The organism is Halomonas sp. DP8Y7-1 (genome assembly GCF_019801685.1).
GTDB classification, from domain to species: Bacteria; Pseudomonadota; Gammaproteobacteria; order Pseudomonadales; family Halomonadaceae; genus Halomonas; species Halomonas litopenaei_A.
Genome location: NZ_JAHVIN010000003.1, coordinates 454,556 through 474,889, shown reverse-complemented (window position 1 = coordinate 474,889; position 20,334 = coordinate 454,556). Strand labels below are relative to the sequence as shown.

The window sequence follows — 20,334 nt, the reverse complement described above, 5'->3', positions numbered from 1 at the left end:
GACCACCCGCAGAGGGCAACAAATGCGCGCTTGAATCGTGCATAGGTAGCTGAAGCAATTGACGTTCGCTGTCACCCACGTATAATCAGCGCCCGTTGCCGGTGTGGCGGAATTGGTAGACGCAGCGGATTCAAAATCCGCCGCTGGAAACAGTGTGTCGGTTCGAGTCCGACCACCGGCACCATTCCTTTCTTGTACGATGCTCGTTGTTTCCCCCCTTCGTTTGTCCCCGTGATGATCATTACCTGCCGCCAGGGGTAGTCGTCGCTTTCCTTGTGCTTTTTTGCCCGTTTACGGCGCGCTGCTCATGCGATTGACGCCCCGCGTTGGCCAAGTTGCATTGGTTGTGTTGGCTGGCAAGGGGGGCTGTCTGAAGGGTTGATGGCAGGGAAAACCTTCGTCCCGAGTGCTTGTCGTCTGCTGATGGAAGTGCGTCGGGCCAGTGCAACTGTAACGCCCAGCACTTTTCACCAGCACTTGTCCCCAGCGCTATTCGCCGTGAGTCTTACCTAGGACTCTTACCCAGGACGTTCACCCAAGATGACTTCCCCCTAAACCGGTCCAACGGCATCGCCCCTCTCGGTTATCGATAGCGCTGCCTGTGACGGCGCCGCTATCAACGTCGGAGAGGGGCGATGCTGGGCCTATCGGTTGGTGCCGGGACTAGCGGGGCAGGTAGCCGTCGGCCTTGAGGGACTCGGTGGCGGCTTCGATGCTATCGCGCAGGGTGGTGGCGACAAAGTCGACGTGCTCTCGGATCAGGATCAACGTCGGTGACAGGATGTTCATATGCGCCAAGGGCCGAACGATCAGGCCTCGCTGCTGACATTCATCGGCGATGCGATTACCGATCTTGGCCTCGGGGTCGATCAGTGCCTTGGTTTGTTTGTCCGCGACGTTTTCCAGACACATCATGAACTTGCGGCCTCTGATATCGCCAACAATCTGGAGGTCTGACAGTTCGCGGATACGCCGTTCAAAGTAGGCCCCCACGTCCTGTACGTGCTCGCACAGCCCTTCGCGCTCCATGATCTCCAGGTTCTTGAGGCCTGCCGTACAGCTCACCGGGTGGCCTGAATAGGTGAAACCGTGGGTGAACAGGGCGCCGTCCGCCTGGGGCTTGCTGATCACCTCATAGATGCGGTCGGAGAAGATCGTGGCCCCTAGCGGCAGGTAGCCCGAGGTCAGCCCTTTGGCGCAGGTAATGATGTCCGGGACGATACCGAATTCGTCCTCCGAGGCGAACATGTGGCCTAGACGGCCGAAGGCGGTGACCACTTCGTCTGAGACGTACAGGACGTCATACTTGCGGCACACCTCCAGCGTTCTGCGGTGATAGCCCTCAGGGGGAACAATGACACCGCCCGCGCCCATGATGGGCTCAGCGAAGAAGGCGGCGACATTGTCCGGCCCTAATTCGAGAATCTTGCTTTCCAGTTCCGCGACCTTGTCGTCGCAAAAGTCCTCCAGGCTTTGGCCCGCAGGGCGCCGGTAAGGATTCGGACAGCTGATGTGATGTACCAGGGTGTCGTCGATATCAAAGCCGATATGGTCGAACTTGACGCCGGTAATCGACATCGCCATGTAGGTGCTGCCATGGTAGCCATCGATACGAGAGATGATCTGTTTCTTGCTGGTCTTGCCAAGCTGATTGAAATAGAAGTGGATCATCCTTACCGCGGTATCGTTGGCCACCGATCCGCCGCAGCCATAGAAGACGTGGTTGAGGTCCCCGGGGGCGAGCTCGGCAAGCTTGGCCGCCAGCTGAGCGGCGGGTGCCGTGGTGTGGTGGCCAAAGGTCGAGAAGTAAGGAATGGCGCGGATCTGATCCGCCACCGCGTCGGCGATCTCATCCCGGCCGTAGCCAATGTTGACGCACCAGAGTCCTCCGATGCCATCCAGATAGCGCCGCCCATCGGCATCTTCGATGCTGACGCCATCGGCCTTGGTAAAGACCATGGAGCCATTTTCCTTGAAGGTGGAAAAGTCGGTCCATGGGTGGGTGAAATGATCGCGATCCTTCTCCCAGATGTCCTGCTTGTCGAGGGAGGGTGAGCCTTGAAAGCTGTTCATTGTCGTTCTCCTTTATGATGCTATCCGGGCAGGGCATTGGCCCCATTCCTGGCCTGTTCTGGTGTTATTTCTAGCGGCTGATGACTCGGTCAAGCGGTTCCAGCGTGAAGAGGGGTTTTTTCATCACGGCCTTGATCCAGACCAAGGCCACAAGGCTGACCAGTCCGAGTACCACCCCTGCGCTGGTGAAGATCTGCTGGGTCATGTCGGGGGAAGGGGATGCATAGACGATCGCGTAGACCATGCCCGCAATGCCGACGAGCTGAGGCAAGGGGTAGAAGGGCGTGCGGTAGGGGCGCTGTGCATCGGGGTGGCGACGGCGCAGGGCGATGACATTGACGTGGGCGATGATGTAGGCGATCAGCCAGGCAATCGCCGCCGCCGTCAGCAGTAGCCCGACGGTGCCAGGGTCATTTCCCCAGACCAGCAGCGGTAGCCCCGTGACGGCTGCAATGAACAGGACCGCAACCCAGGGAACCCTGGTGGAGGTCGTCAGCCAGCCAAGGGCGGGAAAGGCCTGGCCCTGTTCCGCCATGCCTTGCAGCATACGGGGTATGGACGCCAAGGACGTGTTGACGGTGCTGCAGGTGGCGGTAACAGCAGCGACGGCAAGCACAAGATGCCCGGCGTCACCGAAGACAGCGCGTGCGTATTCCAGATGGGGAAGTTCGGCCGCCAGCAGGGCTTCCTGCGGCAAGTAGAACAGGACGCCGAGACAGTAGAGGGAGAAGACCGCAAAGATAACCGTCAACCCCAGGTACATGGAGCGGGGGATATGACGAACCGGATCACGCGTTTCCGACACGAGCGGACAGACAAATTCGACCCCTACGTAGCCCCAGATCGCCAGTGCCATGAGGCTGAAGGCGCCGCTGCCCAGGTCAAGATCGGCGAAGATGTGGCTGGCACTGAAGGCATGGGGTGAGACGCCGCCGGACAGCGCACTGATGCCCAGCAGCGTGAGTGCCACCACCATGGCGAAGGCGAGTACGTTCTGCAGCTTGGCAAAGACATCGATACCCATCAGGTTGAGCAGGGTAAAGGCGCCAAGAATGCCGAAGGCAATGAAGTGAGTGCTGTCCAGGGCGGGGTAGAGCACACCGAGCAGGTAGTCGACCAGTAATAGCTCTGCAGATAGAGCGAACATGGCGACGACCACGTAGCCCGAGAACACCGACAGAATGGCGGGAAAGTGACCGAGCGCGACCTCGGTATAGGTACTGAGGCTACCGGCTCGGGGAATCATCAGCGACAGTTCCGAGAACGAGGCGGCGTAGCACATGGCCAGTATCCAGGCGATGGCCAGGGGGAGCAGGAACGCTGCCCCGGCAATGCCGACGCCCTGGAGCATGATCACCATGACGCCCTGGGAGACGACCAGGCCCACCGCGATCGCCATCAACGACTTCAGGCCCAGCGCCTTGCGGCAGGAGCCCGAGGCAGATGGCGCTGCCTGGTGGGAGGTGGGGGAGTGTGTTTGCATCACTACATCCTCTTGTTGTTGTTCGACATTGTGATTCGGAGCCGTTTTTCAGAAGGGTTCTTCAAGCCTTTGTTCGGAATAGATATTTGAGTGCTGGCGAGCGCAGCGTGGATGGTTCGGCAGGCGCTCGCCCGTGACGAGCACCCAGCAAGCCGCAGGGCCCTCCCGCGGTGGATGGGAAGGAGCGAAGACCCTGGCTCAAGGCCTCTGCTTTAGACCTTTGCTCAAGACACCCGCTACAGGCGAATCCAGGTCGTTTTCAGCTGGGTGAACTTGTCCAGGGCATGCAGCGACAGGTCTCGCCCGAACCCTGATTGCTTGTAGCCGCCGAAGGGCGTGGTGAAGTCGATGGCATCCACGGTGTTGACCGAGACGGTGCCTGCTCGCAGGCGGCGCGAGACGCGGTGGGCGCGGGATAGATCGGTCGTCCAGACGGAGGCGGCCAGACCGTAGATGGAGTCGTTGGCGATGGCCACGGCCTCGTCTTCATCAGTGAAGTCGATCAGCGCAGCCACGGGCCCGAAGATCTCCTCATGGGCGATGGTCATCTTGGGCGCCACATCGACGAACAGCGTAGGGGCGACGAAGGCGCCTTGTTCGTCTCCGCTGGGCGCGGTGCCCATGGCGAGGGATGCACCTTCTTCGATACCGCGAGCAATGTAGCCACGGACCTTGGCGGCGTGCTCGCTGTCGATCAGCGCTCCTACATCTGTCGCAGGGTCCAGGGGATCCCCCACCACCAACCGCGAGGCGGCGGCCACGAAGGCGTCGACGAAGGCTGGCCTGATATCACGTTGGACGAGAATCCTCGAATTGGCAGAGCAGACTTCCCCTTGATTGAAGTAGATGCCTTGCACGGCGGCTCTCGCCGCAGCGCCGATATCGCTGTCGGCAAAGATCAGGTTGGGGCTCTTGCCGCCACACTCCAGCCAGACCTGCTTCATGTTGGAGCGGGAGGCGTAGTCGAGAAAGCGTTTGCCGGTAGCGGTGGATCCGGTAAAGGTCAGGCAGTCCACGTCAGGGTGAAGTCCAAGGGCCTGTCCGGTGACATGACCATGACCGGGCAGCACGTTGATGACGCCGTCAGGAAAGCCTGCCACCTTGGCCAGTTGCGCCAGGCGCAGTGCGGTCAACGGAGACTGCTCCGCCGGCTTGAGAATCACGCTATTCCCCGCCGCCAGCGCTGGGGCCAGCTTCCAGGCGGTGATATCGAGGGGAAAATTCCAGGGAATTACCGCCGCAACCACACCGATGGGCTCTCGAGTAATGGTCGCCAGGTTGTCGCCGTCGGTCGGGGCGACTTCACCGTAGAGCTTGTCGGTCGCTTCGGCGTACCACTCGAAACACCCGGCTGCGCCTGGAATATCCAGTTCATAGGCGTCACGGATGGGCTTGCCGGTATCCAGCGTTTCGAGCAGCGCCAACTCCTCACGGTGTTGCCGAATCAGCGCCGCCAGGCGTTGCAGCGTGGCCTTGCGCTGTGCCGGGGCGAGGCGTGACCAGACCCCTGACTCGAAACTTGTGCGAGCGGCTGCGACCGCCCGATCCACATCGTCGACGCTACAGGCCGCAACCTCCGTCAGGGGGTGGCCGGTGGCAGGGTTTGAGGTGACCAGCGTCGCGCCATCACTGGCAGCGGTGGCCGCGCCGTCGATGAACGCATCGTGGGGCAGGACAAGCTTTGCGCTCAGGTCACGCCAATAGGCAAGATCATGTTCCGTCATGGGGAAGGTACCTCGGTCGGAGTGTTGTTATCTTGGCCGTGCAACTCCGCTACCCGGCTGTACAAGCACCATATCCCCAGGCTGTTGATCAATTAAAATACTATTAAATTAACAACAGCTTCAGTTTTTCCTATCCAAAAGAGCGTCAGAGAAAGGGGCCTGAAAGCGGACGCAGGGAGCGAACGCAGGCAGCGGACGTAGGCGTTACCCCTTGATGACCTCAGGTGCGCGACGTGACAGCGCTGCTTGCTCCGAACACATCAGTGATAGTGTCGATCTCCTGCGCCAGTTGCCGCATGGCGTCTGCCGCGGGAGAGAGTCTCAGGCCACGCAGGCAGGCCAGGCCCATGGTCAGAGGTTGGGCATCGTCCTCCAGCGCCAACGCCTTGAGGCGAGCGTTGTCGGCGGCGCTGAAGGCACTCATGGGGGTGTTGAACAGGGAAAAGCCGAAGCCATTGGCGAGCAGGCCACGAAGCATGTCCATGGATTTGGCACGGTGAGCGACATGGGGCAGCAGCTGATGGTGGGAAAATATCGACAGGAAGTACTCGCGACTCAGCGGCCAGTCCAGCAGCACCATCGGGTAGGTAGCCAATTCGGCCAGCCCAATGCGGTCCTTCTCGCTCAAGGGGTGATCCTCAGCCACTACCGCGTAGGCAGGGAAGCGGTAGAGGGGAATGAAGGCGATGTCGTCGGGGATCTCCAGGTCGTAGGTGAACGCCAACTCATAGTCGCCTTGCTGCAGGCCATTGACGATGTCGACCTGAGTCATCTCGTCACAATAAAGACTGACGGCAGGGTGCCTGTCCGCAAACTGGCGCAGCAGCTGTGGCAAGAACAGCGGGGCAAAGGTGGGGAATGCGACCAGGCGAAGCTCGCCACCGACCTCTTCCCCTAGCGATGCGGCGAATTTTTCCAGTCCCTCGGCGTCACGCAGGAGTTGGCGCGCCCGAGTCAGCAGTTGTCTGCCGGTGGGGGTCAACGACAGCCCCTGGGCGTGGTGCCGAACAAACAGCTGCAGTCCGGTGGCTTCTTCGATCTGATGGATGGCAGCGGAGATGGACGGCTGGGATACATGCAGTTTCCTGGCCGCCTGGGTGACGCTCGATAGCTCGCCGGCCACCACGAAGTAGCGCAATTGCTTGAGGGTGAAGGGGCGCATGGTCTGTTGTCATGGCTGAGAAAACCCCATCTTCCCACAGCGCTGGCCTCGGGATCGACGCCTGCGTTCGCGCGGGTGCTGGAGCAGTGTGACTGGGGCAGTGTGAAGAGCCGGCTCAGCCTGAGGTGGCCAGCCGGGCGTGGACCTGGGGGTCTTGCATCGCGCGGATCAGTCGCGCCAGGAAGGCTTCACAGTGAGCCAGCTGCTCACGGGTGACAAACTCATCGGGTTGGTGGCCCTGGGCCATGCTGCCGGGGCCGCAGACGATGGTCGGGATGCCCAGCTCCTGCTGAAACAGGCCACCCTCAGTGCCGTAGCCAATCGGCTCCAGGCGGCGGTCTTCCAGTACATCGAGAATGAAGCCGACCAGGGCGTCGTCATCGGTCATGGACAGGCCCGGATAGTCGCTCAGTGGCTCCACGCGGATGCTGGCCTGCGGGTGCACGCTTTGCATTCTGGCTTCCAGCGAGCTGACCACCTCCATGAGCTCCCCGAGCAGCGTTTCTGTGGAGTCCGCCGGTACGTTGCGAAATTCGAGATCCAGCTGGCAGTCCTGGGGCACGATGTTCAGGGCCGTTCCCCCTTGTATGGTGCCTACCTGGAGGGTGGTGTAGGGAATCGCAAAGCGTGTGTCGAAAGGTCCCTCCGAGGCCTTGGTGGCGGCCTTCGCCTCCAGCCAGGTGACCAGGTGGGCGGCGGCGTGGATGGCGTTGACCCCTTGTGGAGCGAGCCCCGAGTGGCATGCCTTGCCGTGCAGGTGCACGCGCAGCGCCAGCTTGCCCTTGTGCGCGGTGGCCAGGCGCATGGAGGTGGGTTCGCCCACCAGGCATGCGGCAGGCCGCATCGGCTGCTGGGCGAGGTCGGCGAGCAGGGTTCGCACGCCCAGACAGCCGACCTCTTCGTCGTGGGAAAACGCCAGGTGAAAGGGCATCGCCAGGTCGGCCTTGACCATGGCAGGGACTGCCGCCAGCACGGCGGCGAGAAAGCCCTTCATGTCGGTGGTCCCGCGGCCATACAGGCGCCCGTCCTGCTCGGTCAGTGCGAAGGGGGCAAGGGTCCATGCCTGACCGGTGACCGGGACCGTATCGGTATGCCCGGAGAGCATCAATCCCGGCAGATCCGGCGGTCCGATGGTGGCGTACAGGTTGGCCTTGTGACCGCTGTGATCGGTGATCCGCTTCGCGTCTACCCCGTGGCGAGAGAGGTAGTCCTCGACAAAGGTGATCAAGGGCAGGTTGGAACGGTGGCTGGTGGTATCGATGGCCACCAGCTCGGCGAGCAACTCGACAACAGCATCTTGATCCATGCTAGACCTCGCAGGTTCGCCAACAGCAGGTTGGGTTCATTGCCTGAAAGGCGGTTCAGAAAAAGACAGGTGAGTGGAAGAAAGGGGGGCGCCAGATGTGCCCCCTGATGTGTCCTAATCCGCTGTCATGGTCCGCTTTGTCAGCGTTGGTCACCGGGCACGCCGTAGGAGGGTGACTCCTGTGGTGCCGCCGCTCTCTGCAGATAGGCATCGCGCTGTGGGCGGTAGTTCTCCCAGATCATGCGTAGTTCAGTGAGCGGGGCAATGTGCCAATCCACGCGAAGGTCCACGCTAGGCCAGCTAGCCTTGTCGGTCACGGTCAGTCCTACAGAGTGCACTGGCCCCATCTCTCCCCCAGAGGCCTGCCCGGCCTCCATCGCCGCCAGCAAACGCTCGGCCAGCTCGCCGCGGTGCGCTTCAAAGGCCTCCACCATGGCGCTCACGACCTCAGTGGTTGCCAGCATATTGCCACCGGCAACGCAGTGGTGTCCTTGCCGCGTGGCATGAATGCCCAGGGTTTCGGCCCCGCTGTGCACGGCGCTATGGCCGTTGGCATCAAGGACCAGCAGCTGGCGCCACTCGGGAAACGCTTCCTGTTCGAGCAGTCGCTGCAGCACAGCCTGAGCGTCCAGGCGCTCTTCCAGTAATGCCACGCCGAGCTGGCCCAGGGCAGGATTGGTGACATTCTGCGACAGCACCGCGCCCTTGCCAGGCGCGACAAAGGGACAGCGGCTGGCGACACAGATACTGGATGAGCTGATCGCGGTGCCGAACTGGCCGGTGTCGCTGCAGTAGCCGGCAATGGAAAACGTCATGGCTGAGACTCCTGCGTGTCAGGGATGACCGCAATCACGTCGATTTCCATCAACCATTCCGGTTGAGCGAGACCGGCCACGACCAGCCCCGTGGAAATGGGAAACACCCCCTTCAACCAGCGGCCCACCTCGCGATACACCGGCTCGCGATAGCGAGGGTCGGTAATATAGGTGGTGGTCTTGACGATATGGTCAAGACTGGAGCCGGCTTCTTCCAGCAGCTGCTTGACGTTGCGCATGGCCTGCTGTGCCTGGGCGCCGGGGTCCCCGAGCCCCACCAGCTGGCCCTCGAAATCGGTGCCTACCTGTCCGCGCACATAGACCGTGTTTCCCGCCTTCACTGCCTGACACAGATCGTTGTCCAGCGTCTGGTTGGGATAGGTGTCCTTGGTATTGAACATGCGAATACGCGTGTGTGTCGGCATCAGCTGATCCTCAGGTCACGGGAGGCGCAGGGAGATGCCGGGAGCGCTGACGACGCCTGTTCATGCTGACGGCGGTCTTCGTCGTAGGCCAGGTACTTGCGTTGCGTGGCGATATGCTCGGCGATGTGTCTGGCGTCGTGCCATACGCCCCAGATAAAGCTTGAGCCGCGCCGAGATTGCCACGGCAGTCCCACAAAATAGACGCCGGGCTCGCGGGAGACGCCGCGCTGATGCAGGGGGCGCCCCTGGGCATCGAAGGTGTCCACCTCAAGCCAGCGATAGTCGACGCTAAAGCCTGTCGCCCAGATGATCGAGGTGACCCCTTCAGCGCCCAGATCGAGCGATGCCAGCGGAGTGCTGACGCATGCTGGCGTGGCCGGTATCTGTCTGGCGTCCGGGTCTTCCGGCAGGTCCATGCCGTTGCGTGTCAGATAGGCATCCGCAGCATCCAGCATGGCCAGGTAATTGGCATCGCCGCGGGCCAGGTTATCGGCCAGGTCCTGTTCGAAGCTGACAACCCCATGGGTGATGTCTCGCGTTCGCCCCACCAGGGTGATGCCTTGGTGGGCCAGCGAGCGAAAGTCGATGGTCTTGCCGCCGCCGGCGCCACTCACGGCGATGGTGACGTGTTCGGTGCCTGGCTTCATGGCCTCGGCATCCCACTCCCCCAGTACCCCCAGCCACCAGCAGAAGTCGCGTCCGCGATAGCGCCGAGGAGGGCGATCATGGGGGCCCACCGAGAGATACACCCGCCTTCCTTGCTGGTGAAGCTCTTCTGCGATCTGGACGCCGGAGGATCCGGCGCCCACGACCAGCACAGCGCCGGCAGGCAACTGCTCTGGACGTCGATAGTCGGCAGAGTGAATCTGATAAAGACCCTCGTCATCCGGCGCAATGGACGGAATGACCGGGCACTGGAAGGGGCCCGTGGCGGCGACAACGCGTTTGGCGTCGATGGTGCCCTGGGAGGTTTCGACGCTGAAGCCGGGGCGTCCCTGGTGGCGAGTGACCCGCTGAACCTCGACGCCAGTCCGCAGAGGTGCGTTGATCATGCGCGCGTAGGCTTCAAAGTAGGCGGCCACGTCGTCCTTGCTGGCGAAGTCATCTGGCCCGATGCCATCAAAGGCTTTGCCAGGAAAACGGTCATGCCAGGCAGGGCCATTGGCGACCAGGGAGTCCCAGCGTCGGGTTCGCCAGGCTTCGGCGATCCGCGAGCGCTCGAGCACCAGGTGCGGTACACCAAGCTGGCTGAGGTGCTCGCTCATCGCGATACCAGCTTGTCCACCACCCACTACCAGGGTGTCGGTATTGTCACTCGTTCTTGTTGTCATCGTTCGAGCCCTTGTCAGTCATTGCGGTTAGGTATCGAGGGAGCCACGTGAGCTGCCGCGGTTTGCCATCCGATGGCATTTACCCTAAGAGCTGCGAGTGAATAGCGAAAATATAGTTATTTTGTCTTTTGGATCATTAAAAGCTATTTAGTGGCGCCAGCAGAGTGCTGTGTGAGTGCTGTGTGAGTGCTGTGTGAGTGCTGTGTGAGTGCTGTGTGAGTGCTGTGGGAGTGCTGTGACAGTGGGGTGGTCTCACGTGAGCTAAAAAACAGCACACAAATCCCCTTTTATTAGATCGTGACCTGCTTCAATACTCGGACTGACTGGGGTTGGCGGCTGCCGGCCCGGTTCAGTGCTCTCGTGATCGTTGTGCGTTGCGATAGCGCTGAAATCAGCAATGACAACGGTAATTACAACAACAGGACATCTCCATGAAGCTTTCGCTCCTTGTCGATTGGCGTCTGCATGCCATCGTGGCAGTTGCCGCGCTGATTTCAGAAGCGGTCGGTATCATCAAGATCCCGCTTGGGCCCGGTACCCTGCTGCTGCTGCCTCTGTTCTACGCGTTTATCATCGGTCTGCTGCTGAACCCTCATCTGTTTTCTGCCACGTCCCGCCTGGTTCCGGTCACGCTGAGCGAGGCCGCCGCGCCGATCATTCTGCTCTCGATCATGCCGTTCATTGCGCGCTTTGGTTCCACCATCGGGCCAGCCATCGAGCAGATTCTCAGCGCGGGACCAGCCTTGATCCTTCAAGAGCTTGGCAACCTCGGCACCATGCTGATCGCCATGCCGTTTGCGGTGCTGGTGCTGAAGATGGGCCGCGAGGCCATTGGCGCGACCTATTCCATCGCGCGCGAGCCCAACATCGCCATCATCTCGGACAAGTACGGTCTGAAAGGCCCTGAGGGCATCGGTGTCATGGGGGTCTACGTCGTTGGCACCATGTTCGGCACCCTGTGGTTTGCGTTGATGGCCGGCTATCTGACCACTCTCGACATTTTCGACCCCCGTGCACTGGCCATGGCCTGCGGCGTCGGCAGTGGCAGTATGGTCGCTGCCTGTTCCGGGGCGATTGCCGGTGCCTTGCCTGAGCTCAAGGATGAACTGCTGGCCTTCGCTGGCGCCAGCAATCTGCTGACCTATGCCACCGGCCTGTATATCTCACTGTTCATCGCCCTGCCCATGGCCGAGCGCATCTTCAAGTGGTGCTCGGGCTCTCGGGCGGCGACCTCGGTTGGCGCAAGGGCCACCGTGGAAGCCGAGCCGGTACCCAGCGTCAGCGACGATGAGCGTCCCGAACGCCGCCTGGGCCAGACAGCGATCGTCATGGCGGTGGTCTGCGCGGTGGGCTGGACCAGCAATACCATCAATGGTGCGCCACTGCTCGAGGCGCTGCCGGGCATGCTGATCTTGTACGCCATGACCATGCTGGGACTGCTCATCACGCGGTTTGCGCCGTTCTACCTGCCCGGTGTGGCCTGGGTCTCGCTGGTCAGTATTGCCATGACGCTGCCCTGGTTCCCCGGCAGCGGCTGGATCGTCGAGCAGCTTTCCGCGGTCAGCTTCCTGGCGATCGTGACGCCGGTGCTGGCATATGCCGGTCTGGCGCTGTCCCCCCGTGAATTCACCATGTTCCGTCAGGTGGGCTGGAAGCTGATCATCGTGTCGCTGCTGGTCTTTACCGGCACCTTTGTCGGCTCTGCGCTGGTGGCCCAGGCGCTTCTGTAACGCAAACGAGGAGACCCAGCATGACCACAGTGACCCCAGACCTGTTGCGTGAATGGCGTCATGCCTTCCATCGCCAACCGGAAACCGCCTTCGAGGAGCATCGCACCAGCGCTCGCATCATCGAGATCCTGTCAGAAGCAGGTATCGAGATGGTGACGGGGCTGGGGGGCGGGACCGGGGTAGTGGCCTGGGTAGACGGCCGTCATGACGGTGATGGCGCGATTGGCCTGCGGGCTGACATCGACGCTCTGGATGTCACCGAGGCCAGTGATGCCCCCCATGCTTCACGTATTCCCGGCAAGATGCATGCCTGCGGTCATGATGGCCACACCACCATGCTGCTGGGGGCGGCCTGTTGCCTGGCGCAGTCTCCCGACTTTGCAGGCCGGGTCTACTTCATCTTCCAGCCCGCGGAAGAGAATGAGGGCGGTGGGCGCGTCATGGTAGAGGAAGGGCTGTTCGAGCGTTTCCCGATGCAGGCCGTCTACGGCGTGCACAATTGGCCAGGATTGCCGGTCGGCGAAGCCGCGGTGCACGACACGGCGGTCATGGCCGCCTTCGATGTGTTTCGCCTTACCCTGACAGGGCACGGCTGTCACGCCGCCATGCCGCACCTGGGCAAGGATGTCGTGCTGGCTGCCTGTCAGCTGGTCAACCAGCTGCAGGGTATTGTCAGTCGCGAGACGCCGGCGCATCAGACGGCGGTGATGAGCGTGACCCAGTTCCACGCGGGAGATGCCTACAACGTCATGCCTGAGGCGGTGGAGCTGTGCGGTACCGTGCGCTGCTTTGATCCTGAACTGCGCCAGCGGCTCGAGGCCCGCTTCAAGCAGGCCATCGAGGCCACCGCGACCTTTCACGGTCTCAGCGCAGACATCGACTACCAGTCGCGCTATCCCGCCACCTTCAACAGCCCCGACCATGCGCAGCGCTGTGCCGACGTGCTGACTGCCTTGCCGGACATTCGCCAGGTGCATCGGGACCTGCCGCCCTCGATGGCGTCGGAAGACTTCGCCTTCATGCTGCAGCAGCGCCCCGGGGCATACATCTGGCTCGGCAATGGCGAGAACAGCGCGGCACTGCATAACCCTCACTACGATTTCAACGACGAGCTATCCCCCTTGGGGGTGGCCTACTGGTGTGCGCTGGTACGCACCCTGCTGGGCCAGTCTTAAGGCAATACTGGATAAATTACTGCGCTCGTCTCCCTGCAATAGCGTGATGTTGCCATGCCGTTTACGGCATGGCCCACCCCCGGCGTGCCCGAGATCTGGCGCAAGGGCTTTGTTCGACAACATAACAAGGAGAACGCATGAACATTATCGTGATCGGCCTCGGCCAGATGGGTGGCAATATGGCCATGACCCTGCATGCCGCGGGCTTTCATGTGACAGGTACTGATGTCAGCGACGACGCACGGGCACGTCTGGAATCCCGCGGGCTGTCGGTGGCTGCTCCGGACAGCCTGCCAGCGGCAGACGTCTATCTGCTGTCGCTGCCCACGTCAGACCACGTACGTCAGGTGCTCATGGCGTCGCCGGGACTGCTGTCGCTGGCGCCCAAGGGCAGCGTCATCGTCGACACCTCTACCAGCGACCCGGCGGTGACGCGGGAGCTGGCACCACGGGTGGTCGAGGCGGGACTGGAGTGGCTTGATGCTCCGGTCAGCGGTGGGCCAGCGGGAGCGGCATCGGGCAGTCTGGGCATGCTGCTGGGGGGAGAGTCATCGACCATCGAGCGGCTAACGCCAATGCTGGATGCCATGGCGGCCCGCTATACCCACGTTGGTCCGGCAGCCAGCGGCCATGTGGTCAAACTGGCCAACAACTATCTGTGTGCCGCACACCTGCTGACCACCGCCGAGGCGGTCGCCCTGGCGGCCAAGGCGGGTGTCGACCCGGCTGCCTGCCTGGCAGGGCTCAATAGTGGGTCAGGACGCAGTGCCGTCAGCGAGGTCAATTTTCCTAAGTGGATCCAGTCCGATTCCTTCGATTCAGGCTTCACCACTGGGCTGATGCGCAAGGACCTGCGCTTGGCCCGCGATGCGGCCGCTGATCTCGGGCTGCCGCTTACCTTGCTGGAGCAGGTCGTCGCGCGCTGGCATGCCGACCCGGACGGGCTACCCGACCACGCTGATTTCAACCGCATTACCGATAGCGTGATGGGGCTTGCCTCGGCTCAGGACGCTGACGGTTCCCAGGAGGACGCGCAATGAATCGTTTGACCATGGAGGCGATCGAGCGCCTGAACTCCCTGCTCAAGGCCTTCGACATGCAAGCCGATACGCCGCTGAGCAACTGGGTGGGCGGCGAGCTGGTGGCGGGGCAGGGCGAGGCCATCGAATTGATCGACCCGGTAACGGGGCAAGCGCTGCTGTCTTACAGGGATGCCGGCAGTGAGCTGGTGTCACAGGCCGTGACAGCGGCAGCACGTGGCCAACAGCAGTGGATGTCGCTGAGTGCCAGTGAGCGAGGCCGCAGAATGACCGAGGCTGCCTGGGCGCTGCGTGGCTACGACGAGACGCTGGCACAGCTCGAAAGCGTGGTGGCGGGCAAACCCATCCGGGACTGTCGCGGAGAGGTGGTCAAGGTCCGCGAGATGTTCGAGTACTACGCAGGCTGGTGTGACAAGCAGCATGGGGAAGTGATTCCCGTGCCGACCTCCCATCTCAACTATGTTCGGCACGTGCCGTACGGGGTGGTGGGCCAGATTACGCCCTGGAATGCGCCCATGTTCACCTGCGCCTGGCAGGTGGCGCCGGCCATCGCGGCAGGTAATGGCGTTGTCTTGAAACCGTCCGAGATGACGCCGTTCACCTCAGTGGTGATCGCCAAGCTGCTGGAGAGCAGCGGACTGCCCAAGGGACTGATCAATATCGTCAATGGCATCGGCCCGACGACCGGAGCAGCACTGACCGGGCATCGCGGCATCAGCAAGCTGGTGTTCGTGGGCTCTCCTGACAGCGGGCGTCGGATCGCCCAGGCCGGTGCCGAGCGCCTGGTGCCCAGCGTGCTGGAGCTGGGCGGCAAGTCCGCCAATATCGTCTTTGCCGATGCCAGGCTCGATGATGCGGTGGCCGGCGCTCAGGCGGCCATCTTTGCCGCAGCGGGGCAGAGCTGCGTGGCAGGGTCGCGGCTGCTGGTGCAGCGCGAGGTGTTCGATGCCGTCTGCACCCGGCTGGCGCGTGCCGCAGCGCAGATAACGGTCGGGTTGCCGGTTGAGCCGTCGACTCAGATGGGCCCGGTCCAGAATGCCAGGCAATACCGTCACGTCACCAGCATGATTGACGATGCCTGTCGTCAGGGGGCCAGAGTCCTGTGTGGTGGCACGCGACCGGCGGGACTTCCGGAGGAGGCTCAGGGCTATTTCCTGGCACCTACCGTATTGGCCGATGTCAGCGATGACATGACGATTGCCCAGGAGGAGGTGTTCGGCCCCGTGGTGGTGGTCATGCCCTTCGATGACGAGGAGCAGGCGGTGCGTCTGGCCAATGCCACTCGCTTCGGCCTGGCTGGAGCTGTGTGGACCCAGGACCCCGCCCGCGCTCATCGGGTGGCGGGCCGCCTGCGTGCGGGTACGGTCTGGATCAATAGCTACAAGGCGATCAATGTCATGTCGCCGTTTGGCGGTTTCGATGACAGCGGCTTCGGGCGTTCCAGCGGCGTCGAAGGTCTCAAGGAATACACAGTCGCTCAAAGCGTCTGGGTGGAAACAGCCGATGCCGCCAGTGTTGCCATGGGGTATGGCAATGGGGTTGGCTGATGCCGAGGCCCTGCTGGTACTAGCGCTACGGGACGCGTGAGGAAAAGGCCCGCATCCAGCGCTCCAGATGGCGAAGTAGCTGAAGTCCGGCCCGAGGCATCCGTCGTCCTACTCGTGTGACGATATGGGCTCGGGCCTGGCGAAAGCGTTCACTATCCACCTCCAGCGCCACCAGCCTGCCGTCCTCCAGCTCTCGCGCAGCGGCAAAGGCGGGGAGCAGGGTCAGCGTCAGGTCTGAGCGTGCGGCGTGCAACAGCACCGAAAGCGAGTTGGTCTGCATGTTGACCTGAGGCCGCAGCCCGGCTTCTCTGAAGCCTTCATCCACCAGTTGGCGTACCCCGTGGCCGGTACGCCACAGGGCCATGGGGTGATCACTGAGGGTGGCAATGGTCAGCGCCTCACGAGCGCCAGCGAGCGGGTGGGACGGCGACACCAGCGCCACCAGGGGCTGCTGGCTGGAGTGCCAGAAGCGCAGCTGTGGATGAACGCGCTCGTGGTACATCAGCCCAAGGTGGGCCTCGTCCTGAATCACCGCCTCGATGATCTCGCTGGTGCTACCCGTATTCACGTCCAGGCGCACGCCACGGTAGCGCTCGGTAAAGGTTCGCAGGGGCGTGTCGAGCAGGTCGCCGACAAACCCCTCGCCCACGGTCAACGACAGGTGGCCGGTCTCGAGACGCTGATAGGCGTCGAGCTGTTCGCTGAAGGTGTCGTCCAGGGCTGAGCGCCGGCGACAGTAATCCAGCAGCATTTCGCCGACCGCTGTCGGCACCACTCCTTGTCGCGAGCGCTCCAGTAGCGGAGCGCCCAATGCATCCTCGATCAGTGACAGCTGGCGGCTGACCGCCGACGGTGCAATATCCAGGCGTGCAGCGGCCTGTCGCACCGATCCTGCTTCGATCGTGACCTGAAAGTAGACCAGCCGCTGATGTGGGATATCCATGGCGCCGCCTTGTGATGATGGCCAAGTATATCAATCCTCACATGTGCTGACTCGGCGCTCTGGTGCCCAGTGAATCAGGGACCGCTGCTGGGCCGCATAGCAGGACGCAGGCTTTACTAAGAACGCAATAAGGGCAGGGTGATCACGCCTGTTGGAAACTCTTAGCAGCAGCGCGGTAGCCATCCGTGAAGTGGATACATGCACCAGAGCCTTACATCAGAGCCTTGCATCAGAGCCATGAAGCAGAGACCTGCTTGCAGATGAACCAGGGGCTGGAGGAGGAAGCGTCAAGAGATGGGTGGATGGCATCCCTGCCATCGCTAAGCACAATGCCGCACGTCCCTGGCCGGCTACGCCAGCGTATCGCACCCTGCTGATGGCGGAGTTGATCCTGGTCAGCTCAGCCCTGTCCGCAGCGCGGTCAGCGCAGGGAAGGTCAGCACAGGAAGGGCAGCAACGCGAAGTAGGAAGCCTCGCAGGACCCGCTCGATCACCGTCGGTGGCCCACTACCGGCACGTCCAGCGGCCTAGATGGCCAGCACAATGACCCAGGCGGTGGATAGGGTAAAGGCGTAGCCTGCCAGCGCCATCAGCCCATCCCGGGCGAGCAGCGCCAGCCCGAACATGCTTTGGGCAGCGCCAGCCAAGGTCGCGCTGAACGGAATCAGCTCCATCGGGGGCGTCACCAGGGCGATGGCCAGACAGGCCAGACCGATGGGATAGCGTGCGACGCGGCCTGTCAGCAGCCTCAGTCTGGGCTTGATCAGCCGGTCAACCCAGCGAGCAGGTTTGCGCAGCAGGGTGATGGTGCGCTCGACCTTGGTGGTGGCTACCTTGCGCCTGGCGAGCCACGCTGGGAGCCACACGCTCTGCTTGCCTGCCAACAGTTGTACCGCCGCCAGCACCACGAGCAGTGACATCAGCGTCGGCACACCGGGGATATCGCCGATCAACGGGGTGAGGGTGACCAGGCCTGCGACCAGCAGGAAGGGAGCAAAGCTGCGGCGACCGACGGCGTCCATCACTTCGGCGAGGGACAGCTGATCGCGTTCGGCACTGGCTTGGCTGAGTTGGTCGAGCAGTTGGTTCAAGTTTTCTGGAGGCGTGTCGAAGGCGTCAGGCGTGGAGGGCATCGTGGCTCTGATGTAGGAATGAAGAAAAGGCGTCGAGGCCAGCAGTATGCGGACCCTGCAAGGGGGATGTCCAACCGGCCTGTCTTTTTCATATAAGCAGTTTCTTGTTTACTGCCAGTGTCGTATGCTTCAGGTGATCGAGTCCTTCCCACTATCGGGGAGGGCTTTTTTGTTGCGTGGCGGTCACCTCGACGGGGTGACGCCCCTAAAGGCCTGTAAGAGACCAGTGAGGTGACAAGGATGTCGTTGAGGCTAGCCAATCGTCTTGACGCAGAGCGACTTCAGCGTCTGATCGATGATGCAGATGACAAGGATCGTGCGGTAGCCGATCTGCTTGAGGCGCTGCTGGAGCGCGCCGAGATTCTCGACCCTGACGAGATGCCCGATGATGTCGTCAGCATGAATAGCCAAGTGGTACTGCGCGATCTCGATGAAGACCGTCAGCTGGTGCGGACCCTGGTATATCCCCATGCCTTGTCGGCAACCACCGACGGACTGTCCGTGATGGCGCCGCTTGGAGCTGAACTGCTGACCCGCCGAGTGGGAGAGCAATGGCAGGTCACCCCACTAACGGGGCGTACCAAGCGCTGGCAACTGGAGCAGATTCTGTGGCAGCCAGAGCGTGAGCGTCAGTTTCATCGATGATGCCGATCCGGTGCCGCGGCTTCCCCGCGGGGGAGTGCTGCACCTTTTCCCGCTATCTGTCACCGGTTGCCCTTTTCCCGGCGCCCTTTTTCCGCTAGCCCAGGCGTGACAGGGAAGGGCTAGGGAAGGGCATCAAGGCTGGGCCTGGCGATCGCGTTGGTTGCCCTTGCTCATAGGCGGTGGAATACCGAGGTGCTTGCGTGCCCACTGGGCGGCCTCGGTTCTGTGGTGCACCTTGATCTTCTTGAAGATATTGTAAAGATGCGACTTGACGGTATGTTCGCTGAGAAACAGCTGGCTGGCGATATCCTGGTTGGACGCGCCATTGCCAATGAAGCCAAGGATTTCCAGCTCCCGTTGTGTCAGGCCAGCGACCGGGCGGTAGGTGTTGAACTGTTGGCGACGGAAGTATTCGAACATCTGCTGGAGCAACGGGCGAGACATCCACAGCGCGCCATCGAGTAGTTGGATGATGCCTTTGCAGATGTTGTCGAGTTCGTCACGGCGATAGAAGATACCTTGCAAATGCAGTGACGCCAGCAGTTCAGCGGCCTGTTCCTGGTCGGCCAGGTTGAACGCAGCCAGCAGGATCTCCGGGTACTGTGCCTTTAGTTCGTGACAGTGGTGCATATCGCTGAGCGATAGCTGGTCGGCATCCAGCAGCCAGAGTTGTGCTTGATCAGGTGTGCGGGCGAGCTCGGCCTGCAGAGAGGGCACCGCTTCGGGTGCCAATGTGCTGACCTCGCAATCCAGCACCTGACTCAGGTGGTGGGTAAATAGCTGGGACTGCACGTTGGGGTGCGTGATCAATCTGACGATTGAGGCTTGTTGCGAGGCAGACATCGTCCCCTCCCTGTTCCCTTGCAATGATGGATGATGATCATTTTTTTTGTAGGACGTGCATGAATATCGTTATCGAAGCTCATACGTTTGTAAATAACGATATATCCTGAACTTCACCATCCCTAGAGTGAGGTTTTTCGTGATTGTATGCTTGGTTTTGTAAGAAAAAGCATTTGAATGCGTAAGTCTGCATAGATTGTGTGAGCCAGGCGTCGAAGTAATTGAGGAGAAATTATGCCGTTATCGCTTTGGCTCTCTTTGGCAGCCATCTGTGCCATGGGAGCCATGTCCCCCGGCCCCAGCCTGGCACTGGTACTCCGCCATACCCTGGGCAGTGGCAGGGCCGCCGGTGTCGTGGCGGCGATCACACACGCTCTGGGTGTAGGCCTCTACGCACTGCTGACCGTCTGGGGCCTGGGCGAAGTCATCGAACGACATCCTCAGGGATTTCGCGTGGTGATGCTGGCGGGGGCCGTATATCTGGCCTGGCTTGGCATCAAGGCGCTGCGCGCGGGCCAGGCGGGGGCACTGCGACCACAGCCCAGCACGGCGAGCCACCTGACCGCCGCTCGGGAAGGCTTGCTGGTGGCCCTGGGTAATCCCAAGCTGATCCTGTTCTTTGTTGCCTTGCTCAGTCAGTTCGTCAGTCCTGACATGTCCGTGCTTGAGCGAAGTATCGTCGTTGTCACGGCCATGGTGATTGATGGCGGCTGGTACGTGCTGGTAGCGCTTGGCCTGTCTCACTCCAGTGTGCTGCCTTGGCTGCAGGCTCGGTCTCACTGGATCAATCGGGTGACGGGCGTGCTCTTGCTGGGACTAGCGGTTCGTGTGCTGCTGGGCTAAGGACCTGCCAGGTATCAAGCGCACAGCCAGATATCAAGCGCCTTGGCAGGTACCTTGGCAGGTATCGAAGACTGGGCGAAGGGTGACGTCGCGGGCGCGGATCGTTAGGCTTGACG

17 protein-coding genes and 1 tRNA gene are annotated in these 20,334 nt (G+C 61.8%); 7 read left to right on the top strand and 11 right to left on the bottom strand.

Annotated elements, in window-relative coordinates; translation table 11 throughout:
• The first annotated feature begins 97 nt into the window (after positions 1-97).
• A tRNA-Leu gene (locus KUV41_RS03935) sits at positions 98-184 on the top strand.
• 479 nt (positions 185-663) lie between these two features.
• On the opposite strand, the gene KUV41_RS03930 is transcribed toward KUV41_RS03935, so the two are convergent.
• The 8 genes from KUV41_RS03930 to KUV41_RS03895 all read right to left on the bottom strand — a co-directional run bounded on the left by KUV41_RS03930 (position 664) and on the right by KUV41_RS03895 (position 10,319).
• The gene (locus KUV41_RS03930; protein ID WP_222484402.1) at positions 664-2,073 is read right to left on the bottom strand and encodes an aminotransferase; all 1,410 of its coding nucleotides are present in this window, start codon (positions 2,071-2,073) and stop codon (positions 664-666) included.
• A 70-nt stretch (positions 2,074-2,143) separates the two neighbouring features.
• Positions 2,144-3,556, bottom strand: coding sequence for an APC family permease (locus KUV41_RS03925; protein WP_222484394.1), 1,413 nt, complete (start codon positions 3,554-3,556; stop codon positions 2,144-2,146).
• Positions 3,557-3,792: 236 nt separating this feature from the next.
• Complete coding sequence (locus KUV41_RS03920; RefSeq protein WP_222484392.1) at positions 3,793-5,280, bottom strand: aldehyde dehydrogenase; 1,488 nt, start codon at positions 5,278-5,280, stop codon at positions 3,793-3,795.
• A 220-nt stretch (positions 5,281-5,500) separates the two neighbouring features.
• Positions 5,501-6,442, bottom strand: coding sequence for a LysR family transcriptional regulator (locus KUV41_RS03915; RefSeq protein ID WP_222237723.1), 942 nt, complete (start codon positions 6,440-6,442; stop codon positions 5,501-5,503).
• Between the two features lie 115 nt (positions 6,443-6,557).
• Positions 6,558-7,748 (bottom strand): acetylornithine deacetylase, encoded by a 1,191-nt coding sequence (gene argE / locus KUV41_RS03910; protein WP_222484389.1) that lies wholly within the window; start codon positions 7,746-7,748, stop codon positions 6,558-6,560.
• A gap of 140 nt (positions 7,749-7,888) precedes the next feature.
• A complete protein-coding gene (locus KUV41_RS03905) occupies positions 7,889-8,563 on the bottom strand; it encodes a DUF1028 domain-containing protein (protein ID WP_222484387.1) in 675 nt (224 codons plus the stop codon).
• Positions 8,560-8,988, bottom strand: coding sequence for a RidA family protein (locus tag KUV41_RS03900; RefSeq protein WP_206941530.1), 429 nt, complete (start codon positions 8,986-8,988; stop codon positions 8,560-8,562). The genes KUV41_RS03905 and KUV41_RS03900 overlap by 4 nt, the downstream gene beginning before the upstream one ends.
• Positions 8,988-10,319: a flavin-containing monooxygenase gene (locus KUV41_RS03895; protein ID WP_222484385.1), complete on the bottom strand. Its 1,332-nt coding sequence runs from the start codon at positions 10,317-10,319 to the stop codon at positions 8,988-8,990. The genes KUV41_RS03900 and KUV41_RS03895 overlap by 1 nt, the downstream gene beginning before the upstream one ends.
• A gap of 431 nt (positions 10,320-10,750) precedes the next feature.
• On the opposite strand from KUV41_RS03895, the gene KUV41_RS03890 reads away from it, so the two are divergent.
• The 4 genes from KUV41_RS03890 (at position 10,751) to KUV41_RS03875 (ending at position 15,811) form a co-directional block, all read left to right on the top strand.
• Positions 10,751-12,049: a DUF3100 domain-containing protein gene (locus tag KUV41_RS03890; RefSeq protein ID WP_222484384.1), complete on the top strand. Its 1,299-nt coding sequence runs from the start codon at positions 10,751-10,753 to the stop codon at positions 12,047-12,049.
• 20 nt (positions 12,050-12,069) lie between these two features.
• Positions 12,070-13,224 (top strand): M20 aminoacylase family protein, encoded by a 1,155-nt coding sequence (locus KUV41_RS03885; protein ID WP_222484382.1) that lies wholly within the window; start codon positions 12,070-12,072, stop codon positions 13,222-13,224.
• Between the two features lie 137 nt (positions 13,225-13,361).
• The gene (locus KUV41_RS03880; RefSeq protein ID WP_222484380.1) at positions 13,362-14,264 is read left to right on the top strand and encodes an NAD(P)-dependent oxidoreductase; all 903 of its coding nucleotides are present in this window, start codon (positions 13,362-13,364) and stop codon (positions 14,262-14,264) included.
• Positions 14,261-15,811: an aldehyde dehydrogenase family protein gene (locus KUV41_RS03875; protein WP_222484378.1), complete on the top strand. Its 1,551-nt coding sequence runs from the start codon at positions 14,261-14,263 to the stop codon at positions 15,809-15,811. The genes KUV41_RS03880 and KUV41_RS03875 overlap by 4 nt, the downstream gene beginning before the upstream one ends.
• A gap of 25 nt (positions 15,812-15,836) precedes the next feature.
• On the opposite strand, the gene KUV41_RS03870 is transcribed toward KUV41_RS03875, so the two are convergent.
• On the bottom strand, positions 15,837-16,754 hold the full coding sequence (locus KUV41_RS03870) for a LysR family transcriptional regulator (RefSeq protein ID WP_206941524.1): 918 nt from the start codon (positions 16,752-16,754) through the stop codon (positions 15,837-15,839).
• Positions 16,755-17,281: 527 nt separating this feature from the next.
• Positions 17,282-17,887 (bottom strand): exopolysaccharide biosynthesis protein, encoded by a 606-nt coding sequence (locus KUV41_RS03865; RefSeq protein ID WP_206941523.1) that lies wholly within the window; start codon positions 17,885-17,887, stop codon positions 17,282-17,284.
• Positions 17,888-18,127: 240 nt separating this feature from the next.
• On the opposite strand from KUV41_RS03865, the gene KUV41_RS03860 reads away from it, so the two are divergent.
• Positions 18,128-18,532 carry a GreA/GreB family elongation factor gene (locus KUV41_RS03860; protein WP_222237713.1) on the top strand — a complete coding sequence of 135 codons (405 nt, stop codon included), beginning with the start codon at positions 18,128-18,130 and terminating at the stop codon, positions 18,530-18,532.
• A gap of 132 nt (positions 18,533-18,664) precedes the next feature.
• Here KUV41_RS03860 and KUV41_RS03855 read toward each other — a convergent pair whose 3' ends face one another.
• A complete protein-coding gene (locus KUV41_RS03855) occupies positions 18,665-19,375 on the bottom strand; it encodes a response regulator transcription factor (protein WP_206941520.1) in 711 nt (236 codons plus the stop codon).
• A 234-nt stretch (positions 19,376-19,609) separates the two neighbouring features.
• On the opposite strand from KUV41_RS03855, the gene KUV41_RS03850 reads away from it, so the two are divergent.
• Positions 19,610-20,218, top strand: a complete 609-nt coding sequence (locus tag KUV41_RS03850) for a LysE family translocator (RefSeq protein WP_222162635.1) — start codon at positions 19,610-19,612, stop codon at positions 20,216-20,218.
• Positions 20,219-20,334: the final 116 nt, after the last annotated feature.